This window comes from Devosia sp. ZB163 (assembly GCF_028613635.1).
GTDB lineage: Bacteria > Pseudomonadota > Alphaproteobacteria > Rhizobiales > Devosiaceae > Devosia_A.
Genome location: NZ_JAQRMY010000001.1, coordinates 575,237 through 595,254, shown reverse-complemented (window position 1 = coordinate 595,254; position 20,018 = coordinate 575,237). Strand labels below are relative to the sequence as shown.

Here is a 20,018-nt window from a genome sequence, read left to right as displayed (position 1 = left end):
TGCTTGCGCCAGCCTATGCTTCGCGGATTTTCCGGAAGCCTGCCAATCCGAGAGCGCCTGCGGCGATGGCGAAGACGGACACGGCGACCCAGAACGTGGTTCCGAACCCCGCCATATCGGCAAGCAGCCCCCCTGCCGGAGCGCCGATGACGATCATAGTCCGGTTGACGGAACGCCGCGTCGAGACCACCCGGGCCTGGAGGTCGTCCGGCACCGCGTTCTGCCAGATGCTCGCTTCGCTGGCGTTCTCGACGCCGATGCTCAGGCCGAACAGCGCTTGCCCCAGCGCCAGCAGAGCGATCGGCAACCACAATGGCGCCGGATCGGGAATGAGCGCGACCGGCACCCACGCAAGGCATGCCAGCGTCCGGCAGGCGATGACGGTCGAGCCTTCGCCGAGCCACCGGCCAACCCTCACCGCAAGGAAACTGCCCACGAGGCCCGCAATGCCGCCGACGCCGTAGACGACCCCCAGCCAGAATGGACCAAGGCTCAGGGCTTGCAGCGTGTAGGCCACCATCGCCGTACCGACCAAGCCGTTGGCGAAGAACCAGATGTGGGTCGACAGGGCCAACGGCCCAAGCACCTTGTGCCCGTACAGCCAGCGCACGGCCTCGCCGACTTCGGCATGAAGCGCCCGCAGGGTCGCCCTGGATTTCTGGGGCAACTCGTCGAGGCGGATCGTCGCCATCGCGGCGGCCGACACGAAGTAGGACGCGGCGTCGATCAGGATGGCGAGCGGAGCCCCCAGGAGCGCGACAAGCCCCCCGGCTACGAAGCTGCCAGACGTCTGCGCCACGGTCGCACCCTGGTCAATTCGTGCGTTCGCCGCGAGCAGGTGCGGCCTGGGAACGAGCCTCGGCAACACCGACTGGCTCGCGGCCCGGTTCAGGATCGTCAGAACCCCGGAGACGATCATGATCGCCATCAGCACGGGCGTGTTGAGCAGCCCCACGACCCACAGCAGCGGGAGGAGACAGAGGACCGCTCCATTCCCGATGTCGGTAACGACGAGGACCCTGATGCGCCGAAAGCGGTCGACAACCGCACCGGCGACAGGCCCGAGGAACAGGTTCGGCAGCAACCCCGCCATCGTCACGAGGCCGACATCGGTCGCCGTGCCGCCAAGCAGCAGAACAACGGTGGTCTGGACCGCAAGTAAGGTGACGTAGTTCCCGAACCCCGAGACCGTCTCGGCGAACCAGAACGGGAAGAAATTGGGAAGGCGGAAAACGTCTGCGACCCTGGCCGCCCCGGCTTCCGGCGATGTGCTGTCGCTGCCCAAGCGCAAGTCCCCCAAACGCCGTTCCGCCGACATCCTTCTACCGGGTTTGGCCAGTGCATCCACAGCTTAAGTAGAAACGGCACTGCAGCCCGCTTGGCTGGAATCGTGCCGAGGTGAACCTGCCTCTGACCATCGATGGGATTATGTGGTTCGATGGCAATCCCAGTTCCGTCAGCCTGCCGATCTCCCCTTCGAGCCAGTCGAGTGGCTGTAGCCGCGTCAGGCCTGAAGCTGCTGTAGCTCTAGTCGTCGGCCGATCAGGGAGTAGCCGCTTGTGGCGCACAGCGGACGCCGACGAGCGGCAGCCAGAGCGGGCCCTCAGGTCTCACCGCCCGTAGTGCGGGTGTGGGGCCTACCGCCTCTTAATCACTTTGCCCAAAATCATGCCCAACCCAAGTGACGCACTGTAAGGATTTGGTCGCCATCGAATAAGAACCCGTCCAACCATTCTGCCGAGAAAGCAATGTTACATGCTCGGGCATTGGCACTTCTCGCCGCAATTGGCGTGTTGGCTGGATGCGGACATTCTTATGAGCCGCTTGAACTCAGATATCGTTTGGCGGTCGTCTACGAGACGGGTGGCACACAGAAGGCGACCTCGGGCGTTATCGAGGTTTCCTACCTACCTAGTTCCGTGCCTAACCACATGGGCATTCAGTATATTTGGCGTGGTGAGACGGTCCGTGGAGAGGCGGCGGACGGACGATATTTCTTTCCGCTGAATTCTCCTGCGCCGGGCGGTGCACCTTTAGCGAACATCATATCCGATGCGTGTGAGGTTTCTCCGCCGGATACAAACGATTTGGACGACGCTGCAGTTTTTTTGAGGCAGGTCGATAGGGTTTTCGTTGATGAGTGCTTGCTGCCGCCAGAACGTTGGCCAGTGATCGCGATCACCGACGACCCGGACAACCCGCATGCGGTCAAACTTCACAATCCGCGAGAACTCCCTGGTGATTTGTGCATTCTAGGAGTCGCGATTTCTCGGACCACTGACCCAGTGACCTTTGGGGCAGCAAGCATTTTGACTTGGCTGGATCAACCGGCGCTCCGTGCAGAGAAACTCTCGGTGACCAATCAGGGGGCGACGGCATACTATCGCGTCTCAGCTGGCCTATTCCTCCAGCCAAGGCCTATTCCAGACTTGTGACCCCACAGAATGACGGGTGCGGGGGGGCCGCTTCTGGCCCAGATCGGTCGTCTGTCACAGGCCGGCAATCCGACCAGAGCCCTTAGCGCCACCGAGCGTAGGTCGATCGACGCCTGGTGGCCTCGAACACATAGTATCCGTCTATCTCGTGCACCCGGCAGCCGCCGAAGATCGCGCCGAGCTTGTTGCTGTACCAATCGCGTCTTTTGGTGACCATCCACATCGTCCCGCCCAGCACCAGCCGGTTGAAGCCCTTCTCGATGAAGTGCCGGGGAACGGAGAAATCGACATGGTAGGGCGGGTTCGAGATGATCTTGGTGAACCCGGTCTCCCGCGTGTCCCTGAAACCATCTGACAGCGCCACCGTCACGCCGGACACACCGTTGGCGTCGGCGTTGCGGCGGGCGACAGCCACGGCCCTTGGGTCGTTGTCGAGCATGGTCACCTGCGCTGGAGGAACGTGGTGGGCGGCCAGAACGCCCACCAGGCCGTAACCGCAACCGAGGTCGAGGATCTTGTCGTGTGGAGCGAAGGTGATCCGTGAGAGCATTGCCAGCGTGCCGGCATCTGGCCGTTGCGGAGAGAAGAGGCCAGGTTCGGTCTGCAATCGCAGCGCCACCGCGCCGATCGTCACGTCAAGCATAGTCATCCCCTCAAATGGACCTTGAGTGGGATCAGTGTTCCGGGAGTGTCGGGTCGCGGCCGGCGGCCCCGCGCCGCCAAAGGCAGGCCTCAGCGAGGAAGCGGCATCACTGCTCACCCATGGCGGGCAGTGACATGCGCCGGCGTAGGCGACCCAATCCTAGGGAGAACTCAGGTTCCTGCCGAGCCACCCAGGGCGATTGAAAGAAGCGAGTCCAACCCAGGGAACGATCTGATCCATGGCGGTCGCGCCGAATCCCGGGCGAGCACAAGCGCTCGCTGCCCAGGTGGCATCGTTGCCTTGGATCAGTAGGCTCGCATGGGGTGCTCCAGAGCGAAGAATTCGCGCTGACCAGAATGACGGCGGCTCAGTTCCAAATCAAGTGACCGCTTTTGGCGCACAGGGGACGTCTGGTTCTGGCCCGAAGCGGACTCTTTGCCGGATTGCGGTTTCGCTAGCAAACCATTCGTTCAGGTGGCGGGCCAGCAAGCGTTGTGTCCACTATTCGCTCTATTTGCTCACCATTGCTAAAGGACGATCTGAGGGTGGCAAGGGCAGCGATCCCGTCCCACTCCTGACAGGCCTTCAACATCTCCACTTCGCTGTCACCGACTTCAAGCATGTCGAAAAGCCACTTTCGCTGAGATGCGAGGGCTGCATCAACATGCACCGGCGCAATTGAGATCAGGTAGCTCTCAATTCGCAGCACTGAGGCATCGATCGCGTCATCCACCGCACTTCTCGGCCAATGACAAAGTTTAGTAGCCGCCTGAACACTCACGTAATACTGGTGCAGGCAGAGGACGTCCGGCCGACCAAGTCTGCGCAGGACATCAGTTTCCGATGCCAGCGCCGGCGCCGCGGCGAGGCACGACAAAGCAATAATGAGACGTTTCATTAGCACCACCCCCTAGCGTGCACCGTATTCTATGCGGCGGGAGCCCGCAAACGATGATGGGGCGTGGGGGAGCGAGTGTCCGCTTCTGGCGCAGAGCGGTCATTCGGTTGCCCACGCCTGGGGCCGGGGTGTGGGAGGCTACACCTTCAGCGATACAGTTGGCTCATGTCGAAAGCAGGTCGAGCTGCCAGTCGCTGCAGCGTGACGACCTCGTCGTCACGTATCGGCGCCTGGAGTTCCTCGATCACATGCGGACCTGCTATGAGCCACTTGTCGCCGATGCCGAAGTCGGTGTTGCAGTCGCCGTCACCCCACGTCATCTCGTAGGTTGCCGTTTCGCCGACGGCGGGCCCCACGATATGAACATCCACACGGAACAGCGCAGCCTCAATATCCATGTAGGCCGAACACTCAGGCTGCTGCCGCAGCTCTTCCCACTCCCACCAGCGGAAATCGCCATCGTCGTCGACGCAACTCGCCGGTGGCAATCCAATGAACTGGGTGCCATCTGGAGTGACATATCCAATTACCGTCCCACCAAAGATTTCCTTCACCCCGCCAAGCTTCTCCGCGAGCGTCGGCGGCCTGCTGGGTGGAATGAGGTCGCAGGCAATGGTAGGCGAGCAGACCAACGCGAGCACGAGGGACGCAATTGACTGGCTTTGCACGTTCGATCCTCGCCCGAGTTTCTACCCAATAGTGATGCAACGGGACGCGACGCAAGTCACGACGCATGCAGGAGATGCAGTCTGCTCGTGGCGCAGGACGGACGTTGTCGCCGAGGCGGCCCTAGCAATGGGCGGCGATCGCGGGCCCTCGAAACCGTCAGGCCCGACCTACCCTCACACCCGCATCTTTGCCTTGAGATAGCTGCTCGGCATGTCGTCCATCACGGTTCGTCCGCCATATTCGGGCGAACGCCGTCGCTCCTCGGCGATGAACTCGTGAAAGCTCGGCCCTTGCGCCCCTTCGAGCGCCCGGGCCTGCGCGTCGAGCCGCCGGATCGCGCCCAGTTCCTCCTCGGCGCCGAGCCGAGCCTTGCCGACTGCCGATTTCAGCACGCGGATGGTCTCGTCATAGACCTTGAGCGGCACCGGGAACGGGTGGCCGTCCTTGCCGCCATGCGCCATGGCGAAGCGGGCCGGGTCGGCGAAGCGGTGCGGCGCGCCGTGCACGACTTCGGCCACCTGGGCCAGGGCCCGCACGGTGCGGGCGCCGACACCCGGAACGAGCAGCAGTTCGGAAAAATCCGTGGGCGCGCGGTCGGCCGCGGCCGCGAGGCTGCCGTGCAGGCGGCGCAGCATCACGTCCTTGGGGCGGATGTCGTGGTGCTCGGGCATGACGAGGTGCGGCAGCATCGGCCGGTCGTCCTCGACCGGCGCCGGCTCGACGATCCCTTCGATCCGGCCGACCTCGCGCACGATGGCATCGGGCCCCATGCCGGCGAGCAGTTCGGTCTGGGCCGTGCGCGAGAGCGCCGCCCGGACATCGGTCAGGTTGACGATCGTTCCCTGCCCCATCCCCTCGATGGCGCTGTGCGGCGCCTCGACGAAGCTCTTCAGGCCGGCCGACTGCCAGTGGTAGCGCCGGGCCGTCTTCGCATCGCCCTTCATGCCCTGCTGCACCACCACCCACTTGCCGTCATCGGCAACGATGAAGCCGTGCAGGTAAAGCTCGAAGCCGTCCTGCACGGCGGCGCTGTCGACCTTGGCGACGAGCCGGCTGGCCTGCGCCAGCCCGGCGCCGTCGAAGCCGACGCGGTGGCCGATGGCCACCAGTTCGTCGGGGGTCTTGCGCGAATGGCGTCCGCGACCGCCGCAGACATGCAGGCCCAGTTCGCGCTCGAGCGGCCTCAGGCCGCCCTTCAGCGCCCCGATGACGCTGGTGGTGATACCGCTCGAATGCCAGTCCATGCCCATGACGGCCCCGAAGGACTGGAACCAGAAGGGGTTGGCGAGCCGGCTCAGCAGTTCGTCGCGGCCATATTCATGGGCGATGGCCTCGCAGATCACCGCGCCGAGCCGCGCCATGCGCTCGCTCAGCCATTTCGGCACCCGTCCGCCATGCAGCGGCAGATCGGCGCTTCCCGCGCGAGTGGCCATGATGAGTTCCTCGTTCTGGCGTGAAGATAGCACAGGAACAAATGGGAAACAAACAGGCCGAGGTACATACTGCCCTACCATCGTCCATCCCCTCGGGGCGATGGCCCACAGTCTGCCCTCATTGCCGGGCTTGTCCCGGCAATCCAGCCGCTCCGCGTCGGCGGAGCGGGACGACTCCTTTTCGCGCGGCAGACGCCGCGCGGCTGGATCACCGGGACAAGCCCGGTGATGAGGGAACCTGAGCAAGTGGTGTCTACCGCTCCAGCGGCGTCATCCCGGCCAGGTCAGGGGCACCTATGAAGGGGGCGCGAGCTGCATCGCCAGCCCCAAGCGCCCTCCAGCGCCCCGTGGGAGCGGTGCGCCGGAGGACTTTTCCGGGAGGACCGGAACGCGAAAGCGGAATCGGGAAAGCGTGAACTTTCCCGATTCCGCTGTGTTTGGAAAGACCTCGCGATCAGACCTTAACGCGGATCATCTGATACGAGTACGGAGCGAGCTTCACGCTCAGCACCTTGCCTTCGACCTTGGCGCCCGAGCCCTTGGCCGGAGCGACATTGGTCTGCGCGGTGGCGGTGTTCACGGCACGCAGGTTCTCGTGCGTCATCACCTGGTGGTCGATCACCGTGGCGGTGCCGAAGCCCTGGAGGTTCAGGTCGACATCGATCGATTCCGTGGCGTGACGGTTCACCGCGAAGAAGCTGATGGTGCCGTCTTCCTCGTTGTGGACGCCCGCGACGTCGACATAGCCGATATTGTCGCCATGCACCGAGTCATAGCCGGGCGACTTGACGTCGAGCTGCATCGCGGTGCCGCGGCCGAACACGGAGGCGAAGTAGTACGGGTAGTAGATGGTCTGCCGCCAGGCCTGCCCCTTGGGGTCGGTCATGATCGGCGCGATCACGTTCACCAACTGCGCGATACAGGCGAGCTTCACCACGTCGGAACGGCGGATGAAGGTGTTGAGGATCAGGCCGACCTGCAGCACATCCTCGAAATTGTAGATGTCTTCGAGCAGGCGCGGCGCATGCGGCCAGCCGGCGTTGCCGTCGAGGATCTTCCGGTCCTGCTTGTTGGAGTGGTACCAGACGTTCCATTCGTCGAAGCTGATATAGACGTTGTGCTTCGAGCGCTTCTTGGCCTTCACGAAGTTGATGGTCGACGCCACCGTGGCGATGTAGCCGTCCAGCTTCTCGTTGAGCGCCAGGTAGTTGGCGGTGTTCCTGGCCAGCACTTCGGGAGCGGCGCCATCGAGCAGGGCCTGCTCGTTCTCGCGGTTGGCAAAATACATGTGCAGCGAGATGTGGTCGACGTTGTCGTAGGTGTGCTCGAGCACCTCGCGTTCCCAATCGGGATAGGTCGGCATGTTGGCATGGGACGAACCGCAGACGATCAGCTCGAGCTGCTTGTCGAAGGCGCGCATGGTCTTGGCCACTTCGTTGGCGAGGCGACCATACTCGTAGGCGGTCTTGTGTCCGACCTGCCAGGGGCCGTCCATCTCGTTGCCGAGGCACCAGAGCTTGACGTTGAACGGGTCGGCGCGGCCGTTCTTCTTCCTGAGGTCACCCCAGTACGAACCGGTCGGGCCGTTGACGTATTCGAGGAAGTTGCGCGCATCGTCGAGGCCGCGCGAGCCGAGATTGATGGCGAGCATCATCTCGGTGTCGACCAGCTCGCACCAGTCGGCGAATTCATGGACGCCCACGGCGTTGCTGTCGGAGGTGTGCCAGGCGAGGTCGAGGCGGGTCGGGCGCTCAGCGCGCGGGCCGACGCCGTCTTCCCAGTTGTAGGCGGAGACGAAGTTGCCGCCGGGGTAACGGACCATCGGCACCTTGAGCTCGCGCACCAGCTGGGCGACGTCGCCGCGCATGCCGTTCTTGTCGGCGGTCGGATGATCGGGCTCGTAGATGCCGGTGTAGATGGCGCGCCCGAGATGTTCGAGGAAGGCCCCGTACACCCGGTCGTCGATCTTCGAGATGGTATAGTCCTTGTGCGCCGTAACCGTCGCCCGCATCCGCTCCTCCATGTCACCAGATTTGGTGATCTATATCGTTGGACTTGATATGGAAGCGACTGGGAACCGTCAAGGGGGTCACCGGGGCCGGTAGAAGTTCATAGCCCCGTCATGGACTTGAGTCGGGCTTGGTCTCGATGTTCCGGCACTATTCCGTCTCGATCCGGAGCACGATGTCCTGGTCGTAATTGCCGAAGCCACGGCCGAAGATATTGATGCCGCCCGGGTGCTTGGCATCCTCCTTCACCCCGATCCTGAGCCGGATCGAGTGGTGCGTGTCGAGGTCGAGGTCCTTCAGCGATACCGGCGAGATCTTCACGCCATCGACGAACGTGCCCGTGCCGTTGACGCGGAAACCCTTGAGCTTGCCGTACTGGCTGCCCTTCAGCTTCCACCAGTCCGGGGTGTAGACGCCGCGCTTGTCGCCGAAATCGCCGGGCGAGGTCCAGGTGCCGATGTCGTGGCCGTTGACCGTGATGGTGATGTCGCTGGGCCAGTCGGCGCTCGTTCCGGGCACCTCGGAGCTCAGCTCGAGCGAGAACTCCAGCGAGCTGATCTTCTGCTGGGCGAGGCGGGCGTTGTTGGGGAACTGGTACTCGACGAAACCCCTGGTAAACCAGATGAGTCCGGTCTTCATGCGCTCGGGATCGAGGAAGGTATCGGGCACGTCGAGCAGCCCGATGATGCCCTCGGTGGAGCAGAGGCCGCAGGGCGCGGTGACGTCGCAGCTGGTGTAGAGGCCGAGCGGCATCGCCACCTCTATGGCGTTGGACTTCAGCGGCCGGATGTCCTCCTTGAACATCACCAGCACCTCGTCGAAGAGGCTGTGGCAGATCTTCTGGTTGCCCTTGCGCGCCTTCTGCGTCTCGGTTCGGACGAGCCCGGCCTCGACCAGCGTCTGCATGTTCGAGCTGACGGTCGACTGCGGCTGGCCGAGCTTGGCCGCGATGTCGTTGACGTTCATCGGCCCTTCGATGTGCAGCAGCTTCAGGATCGCCACCCGAACCTCGGAGGCCAGCGCCTTCAGCACCTCCGGCCGCTCCTCCGGATCAACGAGCAAAAAATTCCGGCTCATGACTCGCCCGCATTCCCAAAATAAGAGGGCGTTTGTATCAGGAAGTTCGGTACAGTCAAAGGCGCCGTCTAGTGCTGGCAGATCGGGCAGAAGAAGGTCGAGCGGCCTGACTGGACGATGCGCTTGATCGTGCCGCGGCAACCCGGCGTGGGGCACGGCTCGTTCTCGCGGTCGTAGACGGCGAAGCGGTGCTGGAAGTAGCCGGAATTGCCGTCGGCGGCGCGGAAATCGCGCAGGGTCGAGCCACCGGCGTCGATGGCCTCCACGAGCACGGTGCGGACCCCGTCGGCCAGATTCTCGAGGCGTTTCGAGGGCTTGCCGGACTTGAGGACGAGCGTCCCCGCCGCAATGTCGGGGCGGATGTGGGCGCGGTGCAGCGCCTCGCTGACATAGATATTGCCGAGCCCGGCGACGACGCGCTGGTCAAGGAGCGCCGCCTTCATCGGCGCCTTCTTGCCGCGGAAACGGTCGGCCATCTCGGCGGCGTTGAAGGCGTTGGAGAGTGGTTCGGGGCCGAGCTCGGCGAGCCAGGGGCTCTGCTCCTCGTCCTCGAACATATCCATGAAGCCGAAGCGGCGCGCATCATTGTAGATGAGCTTCATCGTGCCGTGCTCGGGATGGGTAAGCTCGAGCACGAGATGGTCGTGCTTCCTGTCCTCGGTCGGCTCGTAATAGCGCGAGGGGTCCTTGTACTTGAAGTCCTCGAAGCGGTAGGTGCCGGTCATGCCCAGGTGGCTCAGCCAGGTCTTGCCGGTCGAAAGGCGGAACAGCAGGTACTTGGCGCGGCGGCCCGTGGCTTCGATCGTCGCCCCTTCAAGCGCTGGCCCGAAGCCTTCCGGAAAAGGGAAGCGCAGGTCCTTGCGCTTCAGCACGACCTTGTCGATGCGCGCGCCGGTGACATAGGGCTCGAGGCCGCGGCGGACGGTTTCGACCTCTGGCAGTTCGGGCATGTTGCTCTCTTCTCCGGGTGAGCCGATATGTGGCCGGAAGCGGAGGGGTAAACAAGCCCACCGTATTGTCAGGGTTAGGTGACCAAACCAGGCAACCATGCGCCGGTTTGCGTCATGGTCAGGCTCACGGGCTTTCGCTATAACGCCGCCAGTTTCGGAGACGCGCGCATGGCTGAGACCACCCATTTCGGCGAACGGACGGTCGCCCTCGACGAGAAGCAGGGGCTGGTCAACGACGTCTTCCACAACGTCGCCGATCGCTACGACCTGATGAACGACCTGATGAGCGGCGGCGTCCACCGGCTGTGGAAGGACGCCATGGTCGCCCGGCTCGCGCCGCCCAAGTCCGGCACGGTGCCCTACCGCGTGCTGGATATGGCGGGCGGCACCGGCGATATCGCCGAGCGCATCGTCAACGCCTCGGTCGGCTATGCCGAGGTGACGGTCAGCGACATCAATACCGATATGCTGCGGGTGGGCGAGGAGCGGTCGAAGGGCTGGCGCTTTCCGGGTCAGGCGACGTTCGTCGAGGCCAATGCCGAGCAGCTGCCGTTCGAGGACGAGAGCTTCGACGCCTATACGATCGCCTTCGGCATCAGGAACGTGCCGCGCATCGAGCTGGCGCTCAAGGAAGCCTATCGCGTGCTCAAGCGCGGCGGGCGTTTCCTCTGCCTCGAGTTCAGCCAGGTCGATACGCCCGTGCTGTCCGATGTCTACAAGGCCTTCTCGGACCGGGTGATCCCGCCGATCGGGCGCGTGGTGACGGGCGACGCGCAGCCCTACCAGTATCTCATCGAATCCATCCGCAAGTTCCCGACCCCGGAGCATTTCTCGCGCATGATCGCCGATGCCGGCTTCAAGCGGGTGACGCACACTGCTTTCAGCGGGAACATCGCGGCGCTGCACGCAGCCTGGAAGCTCTGACGCCATGGGGTTGGGGGCCTATTTCCGACTGGCTCGGGCCGGCTTCGTGCTGGCGCGCGAGGGCGCACTATCGATCGCCGACAACGAGGCGCTGCCGCCGGTGATGAAGTTCGGCGTGCGGGTCGGGCGGCTGTTCGAGCGCGGCGAGGTCAGGCGCACCGGCAAGATTGAGCGCCTGACACGCGCCCTCAACCGGCTCGGCCCAACCTATGTCAAGCTCGGGCAGACCCTCGCCACCCGCCCCGACATCGTCGGCCCCGCCGTCGCCGCAGACCTCGCCGTACTGCAGGACGCGATGGAGCCGTTTGATGACAAGCTCGTCCCCGGGCTCCTCGCCGAAGCGATCGGGTCACGCGCAGCGGAGCTCGCGGAGATTTCGCCACCCGTCGCGGCCGCCTCGATCGCGCAGGTGCATCACGCCCGCCTGCCCGACGGCACCAAGGTCGCAGTGAAGATACTCAGGCCCGGCGTCCGCCGGCGCTTCGCCGACGACATCGAGAGCCAGTATGCCGGTGCGCGGCTGGCCGAGACCTTCGTGCCCAAGCTCAGGCGCCTCAGGCCGGTGGACGTGGTGGCGACGCTCGACCGCTCGGCGCGGATCGAGCTCGACCTCCGGATGGAAGCCGCCTCGATCTCGGAGTTCCACGACAACATCAAGGACGACAAGGGTTTCGTCATCCCCCGGGTGCTGTGGGACTACACCTCGGACACGGTGCTGACGACGACCTGGGTCGAAGGTATCCCGATCCGCGACAACGCGGCGCTGGATGCGGCCGGCGCCGACCGCAAGGCTCTGGCGCGCAACCTGATGCAGTCCTTCCTGCGCCATGCGGTGCGGGACGGATTCTTCCACGCCGACCTTCACCCCGGCAACCTCTTCGCCAACCCGCGCACCAATGACATCGTCGCCGTCGATTTCGGCATCATGGGCCGGATCACGCGGCGCGAGCGGCGGTTCCTCGCCGAGATCCTCTACGGCTTCATCAGCCGCGACTACCGGCTGATCGCCCAGCGGCACTTCGATATCGGCTACGTGCCGCGACACCAGTCGGTGGACGAGTTCGCGCTGGCATTGCGGGCCATCGGCGAGCCGCAGCACGGACGGCGCGTCTCCGATATCTCGATGGCCAAGGTGCTGGGCCAGCTCTTTGCGACGACCGAGCTGTTCGAGATGCAGACGCGTCCCGAACTGATCCTTCTCCAGAAGTCGATGGTGCTGGTCGAGGGCGTGGCGCGCTCGCTCGATCCCGAGCTCGACATCTGGACGATCTCGGAGCCGATCGTGGGCGACTGGGTGCGCAGGGAGGCCGGCCCGCTCGGCCGGCTCGAGGACCTCAAGGATCACTTCGACACAGCAGTCGAAACGCTCGGTCGGCTGCCTGCCATCGTCAACAAGGCCGAGGTGGCACTCGACGACTACGAACGCGACAAGCATGCGCCGACCCGACGCTTCAACCGGTTCATGATCCTGACGGGGTTCTGGCTCGGCGTCGTGGTACTGCTGGTCGCGCTGTGGCGGCTGCTGGAATCTTAGGTCCGGTTCATTGTCCGTTCAGGATTGGGGCCATACCGAGGCAGAACGAGCTTGCAGCTCTTGGGCCCCGGCCAATACCGTGACGGGGAAGCCGCTGGCTGACTGTTGAGGAGAATTCGATGACCGTGAAGACGATCGCCCGGCTGGCCGGCGTTCTGATGCTGAGCGCCGGGCTTGCCGGCTGTATGGACGTGACTGCCGAGATCGACGTGCTGTCGGAGACCACCGGCAAGGCCACGACCACGATGACCATGGGCGCCGAGTTCTACCCCATGATCAAGCAGATGGCAGAGGCCGGCGGTGAAGACGCCGAGGCAGCAGCCAGCAGCGGGTTCTGCGAGGAAGAAGCCGACGTCCTGACCGAGAACGCCGATGGCAGCGCCACCTGCACCTCCGTCAAGGAAGGCCCGCTCACCGAAATCACCGCCGACGAGGACAGCGTCAGCGAAGACACGGTCTTCACCGTCGTCAGCCCGGGCGTCGTGCGCGTTGCCTTCAAGACCTCCGAGATGTCGAGCCAGGTTACCGAGGGCCAGGACGAAGAGGGCGCCCAGATGATGAAGGCCTATTTCGAGGGCCACAACGCCACCATCCGCATCAAGGGCAAGAAGATCATCGAGACCAACATGGACACGGCTGCCGACGGCGCCGCCGAGAAGGTCATCCCGTTCACCGCGCTGCTCGACGGTACGGCCGAACTGCCCGACGAGCTCTACGCGGTGGTCGATACCCGCTGATGACGGGACGTCTTCCAGTCCAGTTCATCTGGCTTGAACATGGCCGGGGCCTCGAGGCCCCGCGCCAGCAGAGCGAAGGCGCGGCAGGAGTTGACCTCCTCGCCGCGCTTGCCGTTTCCGAGACCATGACCATCGCACCGGGTAAGCGCGCGCTGGTGCCGACGGGCATGGCGATCGCCCTGCCCCCCGGCTACGAGGCGCAGGTTCGCCCGCGCTCGGGGCTGGCGGCCAAGCACGGGGTGACGGTGCTCAACACGCCCGGTACCATCGATGCGGACTATCGCGGAGAGATCAAGGTCATCCTGATCAACCTCGGCGAGGCCCCGTTCGAGATCCGCCGCGGCGACCGTATCGCCCAGATGGTGGTGGCGCCGGTGACGGCAGTGCAGTTCGAACTCCGGGAGGCACTCGATGAGACGCAACGTGGTTCAGGCGGCTTCGGCTCGACTGGTCGCTAGCCTGGGCGTTCTCGCCCTCGCATCGCCGGCCCTCTCCGGCGATGCTGCGAACTTCCTGCCGCTCGGCTTTTCCGCCGATGGCCGCTACTTCGCCTACGAAGAGTTCGGCGTCCAGGACGGCTCCGGCTTTCCCTTCTCGAACGTGTTCATCCTCGACGTCGCCGAAGACAAGTGGTCCGGCGGTTCGCCTTTCCGGGTACGGATCGAGGAAGAGCAGCCGGGGCTGGTGCAGGTTCGGGAGCAGTCGCACGAGAAGGCGGCACAAGCACTGGCCGATCTCGCGATCACCGAACCGCCTGTCATCGTCGCTCTCAATGGCGACGCGGAGCCGGTCGAAGACCGGCGCGCATTGAGCTTCGGGGCTCCCGGCTTCGGGCTCGAGCCCCCTACCGACATATCGACGCTCACCCTGTCGACCTTCCCCTCGACTTCCACGCTTCCCTGCGTCGAGAGCTACGGCTTTGAGGCGCCGGTCGGCTTTGCCCTCGAACTCAAGACGGCCGACGGGGTTCGGGAGTTGCATCGCGACGAGACGGTGCCGGCCTCGCGCTCGTGCACGGTCGACTACCGCCTCCATGGTGTGGTCGCACCGGTCAACTGGGCGTGGAGGAACTTCACGCCGGTGGCCATCGTCTCGGTTTATTCGCACGGCTTCGAGGGACCGGACCGGCGCTTCATCGCCGTGCCGGTCACGGCGTCGCCATGAGCGCGCTGAGCCCCGAGGAGATCAAGCGCTACGCCCGGCACATCGTGCTACGTGGCGTCGGCGGCGACGGACAGCAGAAGCTCAAGTCGGCGCGCGTGCTTGTCATTGGCGCCGGCGGGCTCGGCAGCCCTGCTATCGCCTATCTCGCTGCCGCTGGGGTCGGGACTTTGGGCGTCGTCGACCACGACACGGTGTCGCTCTCGAACCTGCAGCGCCAGATGATCCACCAGAGCGCCGGCATCGGCACTCCCAAGGCGGAGAGCGCCGGTGAGTTCGTTGCGGGACTCAACGCCCATGTCGAGTTCGTCCCCCATATCGAGCGGATCAGTTCGGAGAATGCGGCGCGGCTGATGGAGGGCTACACGCTGGTCCTCGACGGCACCGACAATTTTGGCACGCGCGCCATCGTTGCAGAGGCGGCCGAGGAGGCAGGACTGCCACTGGTTTCGGGCGCCGTCTCCATGTTCGATGGCCAGGTGACGGTGTTCATGCCCGGCGGCAAGAGTTTCCGCGACCTCTATCCGGATACGCCCGACGAAGCCGACCTGCCGGCTTGCGAAGTGGTGGGAGTCCTGGGTGCCGTCACCGGCGTCATCGGCACGTTGATGGCGATGGAGGCGATCAAGCTCGTCACCGGCGTCGGCGAGCCGCTGGTCGGCCGCCTGCTGCTCTACGACGGGCGCGCTGCGCGCTTCACCGAGCTCATGTACTAGCAGGAGGCCCGCCACCACCATCGGTGACGGGCGGTTTTTCCCTACTTCGCCCCGCGCATCGCCAGGGCGCGCTGGGCGCGGACCGAGAAGAGCACCAGCGCCGCGATGGTCACGACGAACGGGATCATGCGGATGATCTCGGCCGGAATCTCGTTGAAGAGGCCGGGCATCACCACCGCCAGCGCCTCGAAGGCACCGAAGAGCAGGGCCGCCAGCAGCGCACCGACCGGATGGCGAGCACCGAGAAGCACTGCGCCGAGGGCGATGAAGCCACGGCCCGCGGTCATCTCGCGGGTGAAGCCGACATAGTTGAACATGGCAAGCTGGGCGCCGCCGAGGCCGGCCAGTGCGCCCGAGACGACGAGGCTCCAGGTGCGGATCTTGTTGACCGGAATGCCGGCGGCCTCCGGCGCGGCCGGATACTCGCCGACGCCGCGCAGCCACAGGCCCCAGGGCGTCCGGTAGAGGAAATACCACACGGCGAAAACCAGGAACGCCGCGAACCAGCTCAGCACCGAATGGCCGGAGAGGAAGGCCGTGAGCGTCGGACCGACCACCGGGATGTTGCTGAGGACGCTGAGGTCAACCGCCGGGATGGCCTTGGAGGGCAGGTTGATCGACGTCCCCTTGTCGCCACCGGTTGCGAGGGCGAGGGCGAAGACGGTGCCGCCGGCGGCGAAGATGTTGATGGCGAAGCCGACCAGGATGATGTCGGCCTTCAGGCGGAAAGCGAAGAACGCCATGATCAGCCCGAGCAGCGCCCCGGCGCCGAGCCCGGCGGCGACCGCCACGTACCACGGCGCATAGACCGAGACGATAACCGCGGTGAGGCACCCGATCAGCATCATGCCCTCGAGCGCCACGTTGAGCGCGCCGCCGAGGTCAGCGATGAGACCGCCCAGCGTTGCGAGCAGCAGCGGCGTCGTGGTCCGGATGACCGTGACGAAGAACGCCGCCGAGAAGACGGTGAGGAACAGTTCCATCATTTGGCGGCACCACCGGCGGCGACCGGCGCCGAGACGCGGGCCGGATCACGGTTGAACAGCTTCTTGATGAAGCCGAACGAGAAGGACGACGAGACCAGCAGGATGATGATGGCGGTAACGACGCCGATCACTTCAGCGGGCACGTCGGTGCGGATGTTCATCAGCTGCGCCCCCTGCCTGAGGTAGCCGTAGAACAGCGCCACGACGGGTACCGCGAGCGGCCGGCTGCGGGCCACGATGGCAACGAGGATACCCTCGAAAGCGAGCCCACCCTCGAAGAGGACCGTGAGCTTGCCGTAGGTCTGGCCCTGCACGAACATCGAGCCGAGCAGCCCGCCCAGGGCCCCCGAGGCGGTCATGGCCGAGACCATGATGAAGGTCGCCTTGATGCCGGAATACTCGGCGAAGCGGGCATTGTGGCCGACGAGGCGGAGCTTGAGGCCCCAGCTGGTGCGGTAGAGCGCGAACCACACCACGACGACTGCGACCAGTGCAAAGATGAGCCCCAGGTCGATGCGCGTGTTGGCAACAAGGGCGGGGAATACCGCGCTGTCGGGGAAGTCGTTGGTGGTCAGCACGCCCGCCTGTGGCTTGGGCAGGTTGGTGCGGACGAGGAAGTTGCAGAGCTCGATCGCGATGTAGTTCAGCATCAGCGACGAGACGATCTCGTTGGCGCCCAGCTTGGCCTTGGCGATGCCGGGGAGGAAGCCGTAGACGGCGCCGGCAAGCATGGCCGCGGTGATGCCGAGCGGAATTCCGGCCCAGGTTGCCCCCAGGGGCGAGAGCGCGACATAGGTCGCGGCCAGGGCGCCGATGTAGACCTGCCCCTGCACGCCCATGGAGAACTGGCGGGCCTGGAAGACGAGCGAGAAGGCCAGTCCGGTGATGGTCAGCTTGACGACATCGTCGATCCACAGCCCGACCGTGCGCACGCGCGAGACGGGCGCGGTGAGCAGCTGGGTGAAGGCCTCGAACGGGGCCTTGGACGTGAAGAGCACGACGATGAAGGTGACGAGCAGCGCGATTGCCAGCGCCGCCAGTGCGCGCAGCGTCTCGCGCCGGATCGTTTTCCAGCGCGACGCGCGGTCGATGGCCGGGATGTTGCTCATTTGAGGGCCGCCTTCATTTCGTCCGCGGTCTGCGTGGAGAGCCCGAGCATGTAAGTGCCGAGCGTTTCGGGCGTGAGGTCCGGCGTATTGACGAAGGCCGCGACGATCTTGCCGCGATAGAGGACCACCAGCCTGTCGCTGAGGGCAAGCAGTTCGGAGAGGTCGGCCGAACTCAGCAGCACGGCGGCGCCCTTGTCGCGCGCGTCGGTGATCGTACGCCAGATGAACTGCGTGGCGCCGAGGTCGACGCCGCGGGTCGGCTGGTTGACGAGCAGGAGCTTGGGCTGCTCGCACAGCTCGCGCGCCACGACCACCTTCTGCATGTTGCCGCCCGAGAGCGTCCCCACGGCATAGCTGGGCCCACCCACCCGGATGGAGAACTGCTCGATGAGCTTGGTCGCGTGGGCCTTGATGGCCTTGAGGTCGAGCAGGCCGTTGCGCACGTAGCGGCGATCGTTAAGGCGCGTGGCGACGAGGTTCTCGGCCACGCTCGAGCCAGTGGCGAGGCCTTCGGCGATCCGGTCCTCGGGGATGGAGGCGAGGCCGAGCCCGCGCCGCTCGAGCACGCTCAGGGACGCGGCGTTCTCGTTGGCGATGGTGATGGTGCCCTCGGCAATCGAGCGGAGGCCGGCGATGGCCTCGAGAGTCTCGGCCTGCCCGTTGCCCTCGACGCCGACGAGGCCGACGATCTCGCCGGCATGGACGTTGAGGTCGAGCCCGGCCACCACTTCGGTGCCGCGTGCGTTGACCACGCGCAATCCCTCGACGGAGGCGACGCACTCGGACTGGTCGGTCTGCTTGCGCTCGACCCGCAGGCTCACTTCACGGCCGACCATCATGGCGGCGAGGCTCTTTTCGGTAACCTCGCTGGTCTTCACCTGGCCGACGGTCTTGCCCTGGCGCATCACGGTGATGGTGTTCGATATCTCCAGCACCTCGGGCAGCTTGTGGGCGATGAAGATGACGGTCTTGCCCTGTGCCACCAGCGAGCGGATGGCGACGAACAGCTCCTGCACTTCCTGCGGCGCGAGCACGGCGGTCGGCTCGTCGAGGATCAGGATGCGGGCGTTGCGGTAGAGCGCCTTGAGGATTTCGACGCGCTGCTGCTGGCCGACCGGAAGCGCGCGCACTGGCGGGAGCGGGTCGACCTTGAGGCGGAACCGCTCGCTCAGTTCCTGCACCTCGGCGATCGCCCTTTGGCGATCGAGCCGGATGCCGTTCCTCGGCTCGGAGCCGAGCACCACGTTCTCGTAGACCGAGAAGGTGGGAACGAGGGAGAAATGCTGGAACACCATGCCGATGCCGGCGTCGATGGCTTCGCGCGGATTGGCGAAATGCACCTCGCGCCCGTCGAGCAGGAGCCTGCCGGCATTCGGCTGCTCGATGCCGAACAGGATTTTCATGAGCGTGGATTTGCCCGCGCCGTTTTCGCCGACAACGGCGTGAACCTCGCCCGGCTCGATGACGAGGTTGACCCCGTCATTGGCCACGACCCCGCCGGGATAGGTCTTGCCGATCCCGATAGCTTCAAGAAGCGCCATTTTGCCCCGCGCCTTCCCCGTATTCCTTCCGGGTCAGGGCCTTGCAGCCCGTTCCCTATCGGCCCCCATTGCCCCGGGGCCAAGAGACGGGCGCCGCCGGATGGCCGGCGGCGCCCATTCATTACTTCATATCGGTCGCGACGGTGATTTCACCGGCGATGATCTTGGCTTCGAGCGCGTCGACTTCGGCGCGCAGTTCAGCCGGGACAAGCGCCTCGTACTGTGCGTTCTTGGAGATGCCGACGGCACCTTCCTTGAGGCCGAGAAGGACGCGCTGACCGTACTGCTGCGTGCCGTCGATCGTAGCCTTGAGCGCCAGGAAGAGCGACTCGCCGACCTTCTTTTCCACCGAGGTGAAGATGACGTCGGCCTGGGCCTGGTCATTGTTGGCGGCAAAGATGGTGGCCTGGTCGCTGTCGACACCGACCGCGAGCTTGCCGCCACCGGCTTCCTTGACGGCCTGCAGGGCGCCGAGGCCCGTACCGCCGGCGATCGGGAAGATCACGTCAGCGCCCTGGTTGAGCTGGGCGAGGCCGATTTCCTTGCCCTTGGCGGGATCCGAGAACGTGCCGGCCACGGCGTTGAGGATCTCGATGTTGGGATTGGCGTCCTTGGCACCCTGGTCGAAGCCGACCTTGAAGTCGGTGACGGTGGGGAACTCCATGCCGATGATGGTGCCCAGCTTGCCGGACTTCGAGAGCTTGGCAGCGGCGTAGCCGGCGAGGTAGCCGGCGGTCGACGTGCCGTACTGCACGGCGAGGATGTTGTCGCAGTCGCAGTTGGCGAAGTCGGGCGCGTCGTCGAAGTCGATGAACTTCACGTCCGGGTACTGCGGCGCGAGTTCGACGATGTAGCCGGTCATGTCGAAGGTACCGGCGATGACGACGTCGTAGCCCGAGTCAGCGGCGTCGGCGAGAGCCGGCTGCCACTTCGAGCGGTCATAGCCCGCCTCGATGATCTTCACTTCGACCGGCAGCTCGTCGGCGGCCTTCTTGACGCCGGCGACGGCGGAATCGAGGAAGCTCTTGTCGCCCTGGGTGCCGTGCAGCATGAGCACGACCTTGAGCGGGTTATCCTTGGTGTACTCCTGTGCGAAGGCAGGGATGGCCGTCGAGGCCATCAATGCGGCTGCGAGCAGAGCACCGGTTACGGTTTTGCCGAGAGTCGAGATCAGAGACATGCGCACTCCTGTTTGC

At 65.0% G+C, this 20,018-nt stretch carries 19 protein-coding genes; 7 read left to right on the top strand and 12 right to left on the bottom strand.

Annotated elements, in window-relative coordinates; translation table 11 throughout:
- Window positions 1-13 precede the first annotated feature (13 nt).
- Window positions 14-1,285, bottom strand: coding sequence for an MFS transporter (locus PRN20_RS03030; RefSeq protein ID WP_273955578.1), 1,272 nt, complete (start codon window positions 1,283-1,285; stop codon window positions 14-16).
- A gap of 463 nt (window positions 1,286-1,748) precedes the next feature.
- On the opposite strand from PRN20_RS03030, the gene PRN20_RS03025 reads away from it, so the two are divergent.
- Window positions 1,749-2,435, top strand: coding sequence for a hypothetical protein (locus PRN20_RS03025; RefSeq protein WP_273955577.1), 687 nt, complete (start codon window positions 1,749-1,751; stop codon window positions 2,433-2,435).
- A gap of 82 nt (window positions 2,436-2,517) precedes the next feature.
- Here PRN20_RS03025 and PRN20_RS03020 read toward each other — a convergent pair whose 3' ends face one another.
- The 7 genes from PRN20_RS03020 to mutM all read right to left on the bottom strand — a co-directional run bounded on the left by PRN20_RS03020 (window position 2,518) and on the right by mutM (window position 10,114).
- Entirely contained in the window at window positions 2,518-3,078 is a 561-nt protein-coding gene (locus tag PRN20_RS03020) for a class I SAM-dependent methyltransferase (RefSeq protein WP_273955576.1), read from the bottom strand.
- A gap of 454 nt (window positions 3,079-3,532) precedes the next feature.
- Window positions 3,533-3,976: a hypothetical protein gene (locus tag PRN20_RS03015; protein ID WP_273955575.1), complete on the bottom strand. Its 444-nt coding sequence runs from the start codon at window positions 3,974-3,976 to the stop codon at window positions 3,533-3,535.
- 146 nt (window positions 3,977-4,122) lie between these two features.
- Window positions 4,123-4,644, bottom strand: a complete 522-nt coding sequence (locus PRN20_RS03010; RefSeq protein ID WP_273955574.1) for a hypothetical protein — start codon at window positions 4,642-4,644, stop codon at window positions 4,123-4,125.
- Between the two features lie 174 nt (window positions 4,645-4,818).
- On the bottom strand, window positions 4,819-6,078 hold the full coding sequence (locus tag PRN20_RS03005; protein WP_273955573.1) for a DUF763 domain-containing protein: 1,260 nt from the start codon (window positions 6,076-6,078) through the stop codon (window positions 4,819-4,821).
- A gap of 454 nt (window positions 6,079-6,532) precedes the next feature.
- Window positions 6,533-8,089, bottom strand: a complete 1,557-nt coding sequence (gene arfA, locus PRN20_RS03000) for an arabinosylfuranosidase ArfA (RefSeq protein WP_273955572.1) — start codon at window positions 8,087-8,089, stop codon at window positions 6,533-6,535.
- Window positions 8,090-8,237: 148 nt separating this feature from the next.
- Window positions 8,238-9,164: an ArsR/SmtB family transcription factor gene (locus PRN20_RS02995; protein ID WP_273955571.1), complete on the bottom strand. Its 927-nt coding sequence runs from the start codon at window positions 9,162-9,164 to the stop codon at window positions 8,238-8,240.
- 68 nt (window positions 9,165-9,232) lie between these two features.
- Window positions 9,233-10,114 carry a bifunctional DNA-formamidopyrimidine glycosylase/DNA-(apurinic or apyrimidinic site) lyase gene (gene mutM / locus PRN20_RS02990; protein WP_273955569.1) on the bottom strand — a complete coding sequence of 294 codons (882 nt, stop codon included), beginning with the start codon at window positions 10,112-10,114 and terminating at the stop codon, window positions 9,233-9,235.
- Window positions 10,115-10,282: 168 nt separating this feature from the next.
- Between mutM and ubiE the strand changes: the two genes are divergently transcribed.
- The 6 genes from ubiE (at window position 10,283) to PRN20_RS02960 (ending at window position 15,186) form a co-directional block, all read left to right on the top strand.
- Window positions 10,283-11,038: a bifunctional demethylmenaquinone methyltransferase/2-methoxy-6-polyprenyl-1,4-benzoquinol methylase UbiE gene (gene ubiE / locus PRN20_RS02985; protein ID WP_273955568.1), complete on the top strand. Its 756-nt coding sequence runs from the start codon at window positions 10,283-10,285 to the stop codon at window positions 11,036-11,038.
- 4 nt (window positions 11,039-11,042) lie between these two features.
- On the top strand, window positions 11,043-12,572 hold the full coding sequence (gene ubiB / locus PRN20_RS02980; protein ID WP_273955567.1) for a 2-polyprenylphenol 6-hydroxylase: 1,530 nt from the start codon (window positions 11,043-11,045) through the stop codon (window positions 12,570-12,572).
- A 119-nt stretch (window positions 12,573-12,691) separates the two neighbouring features.
- Window positions 12,692-13,309 (top strand): hypothetical protein, encoded by a 618-nt coding sequence (locus PRN20_RS02975; RefSeq protein WP_273955566.1) that lies wholly within the window; start codon window positions 12,692-12,694, stop codon window positions 13,307-13,309.
- Complete coding sequence (gene dut, locus PRN20_RS02970; protein ID WP_273955565.1) at window positions 13,309-13,767, top strand: dUTP diphosphatase; 459 nt, start codon at window positions 13,309-13,311, stop codon at window positions 13,765-13,767. The genes PRN20_RS02975 and dut overlap by 1 nt, the downstream gene beginning before the upstream one ends.
- A complete protein-coding gene (locus tag PRN20_RS02965) occupies window positions 13,721-14,473 on the top strand; it encodes a DUF2259 domain-containing protein (protein ID WP_273955564.1) in 753 nt (250 codons plus the stop codon). The genes dut and PRN20_RS02965 overlap by 47 nt, the downstream gene beginning before the upstream one ends.
- Window positions 14,470-15,186 (top strand): HesA/MoeB/ThiF family protein, encoded by a 717-nt coding sequence (locus PRN20_RS02960; protein ID WP_273955563.1) that lies wholly within the window; start codon window positions 14,470-14,472, stop codon window positions 15,184-15,186. Before PRN20_RS02965 ends, PRN20_RS02960 begins: the two co-directional genes overlap by 4 nt.
- Window positions 15,187-15,227: 41 nt before the next feature.
- On the opposite strand, the gene PRN20_RS02955 is transcribed toward PRN20_RS02960, so the two are convergent.
- The 4 genes from PRN20_RS02955 to PRN20_RS02940 form a co-directional block, all read right to left on the bottom strand.
- On the bottom strand, window positions 15,228-16,172 hold the full coding sequence (locus PRN20_RS02955) for an ABC transporter permease (RefSeq protein ID WP_273955562.1): 945 nt from the start codon (window positions 16,170-16,172) through the stop codon (window positions 15,228-15,230).
- The gene (locus PRN20_RS02950) at window positions 16,169-17,281 is read right to left on the bottom strand and encodes an ABC transporter permease (RefSeq protein ID WP_273955561.1); all 1,113 of its coding nucleotides are present in this window, start codon (window positions 17,279-17,281) and stop codon (window positions 16,169-16,171) included. The genes PRN20_RS02955 and PRN20_RS02950 overlap by 4 nt, the downstream gene beginning before the upstream one ends.
- Window positions 17,278-18,822, bottom strand: coding sequence for an ABC transporter ATP-binding protein (locus PRN20_RS02945; protein ID WP_273955560.1), 1,545 nt, complete (start codon window positions 18,820-18,822; stop codon window positions 17,278-17,280). Before PRN20_RS02945 ends, PRN20_RS02950 begins: the two co-directional genes overlap by 4 nt.
- 121 nt (window positions 18,823-18,943) lie before the next feature.
- Window positions 18,944-20,002: a BMP family lipoprotein gene (locus tag PRN20_RS02940; protein ID WP_273955559.1), complete on the bottom strand. Its 1,059-nt coding sequence runs from the start codon at window positions 20,000-20,002 to the stop codon at window positions 18,944-18,946.
- Between the last annotated feature and the right edge of the window lie 16 nt (window positions 20,003-20,018).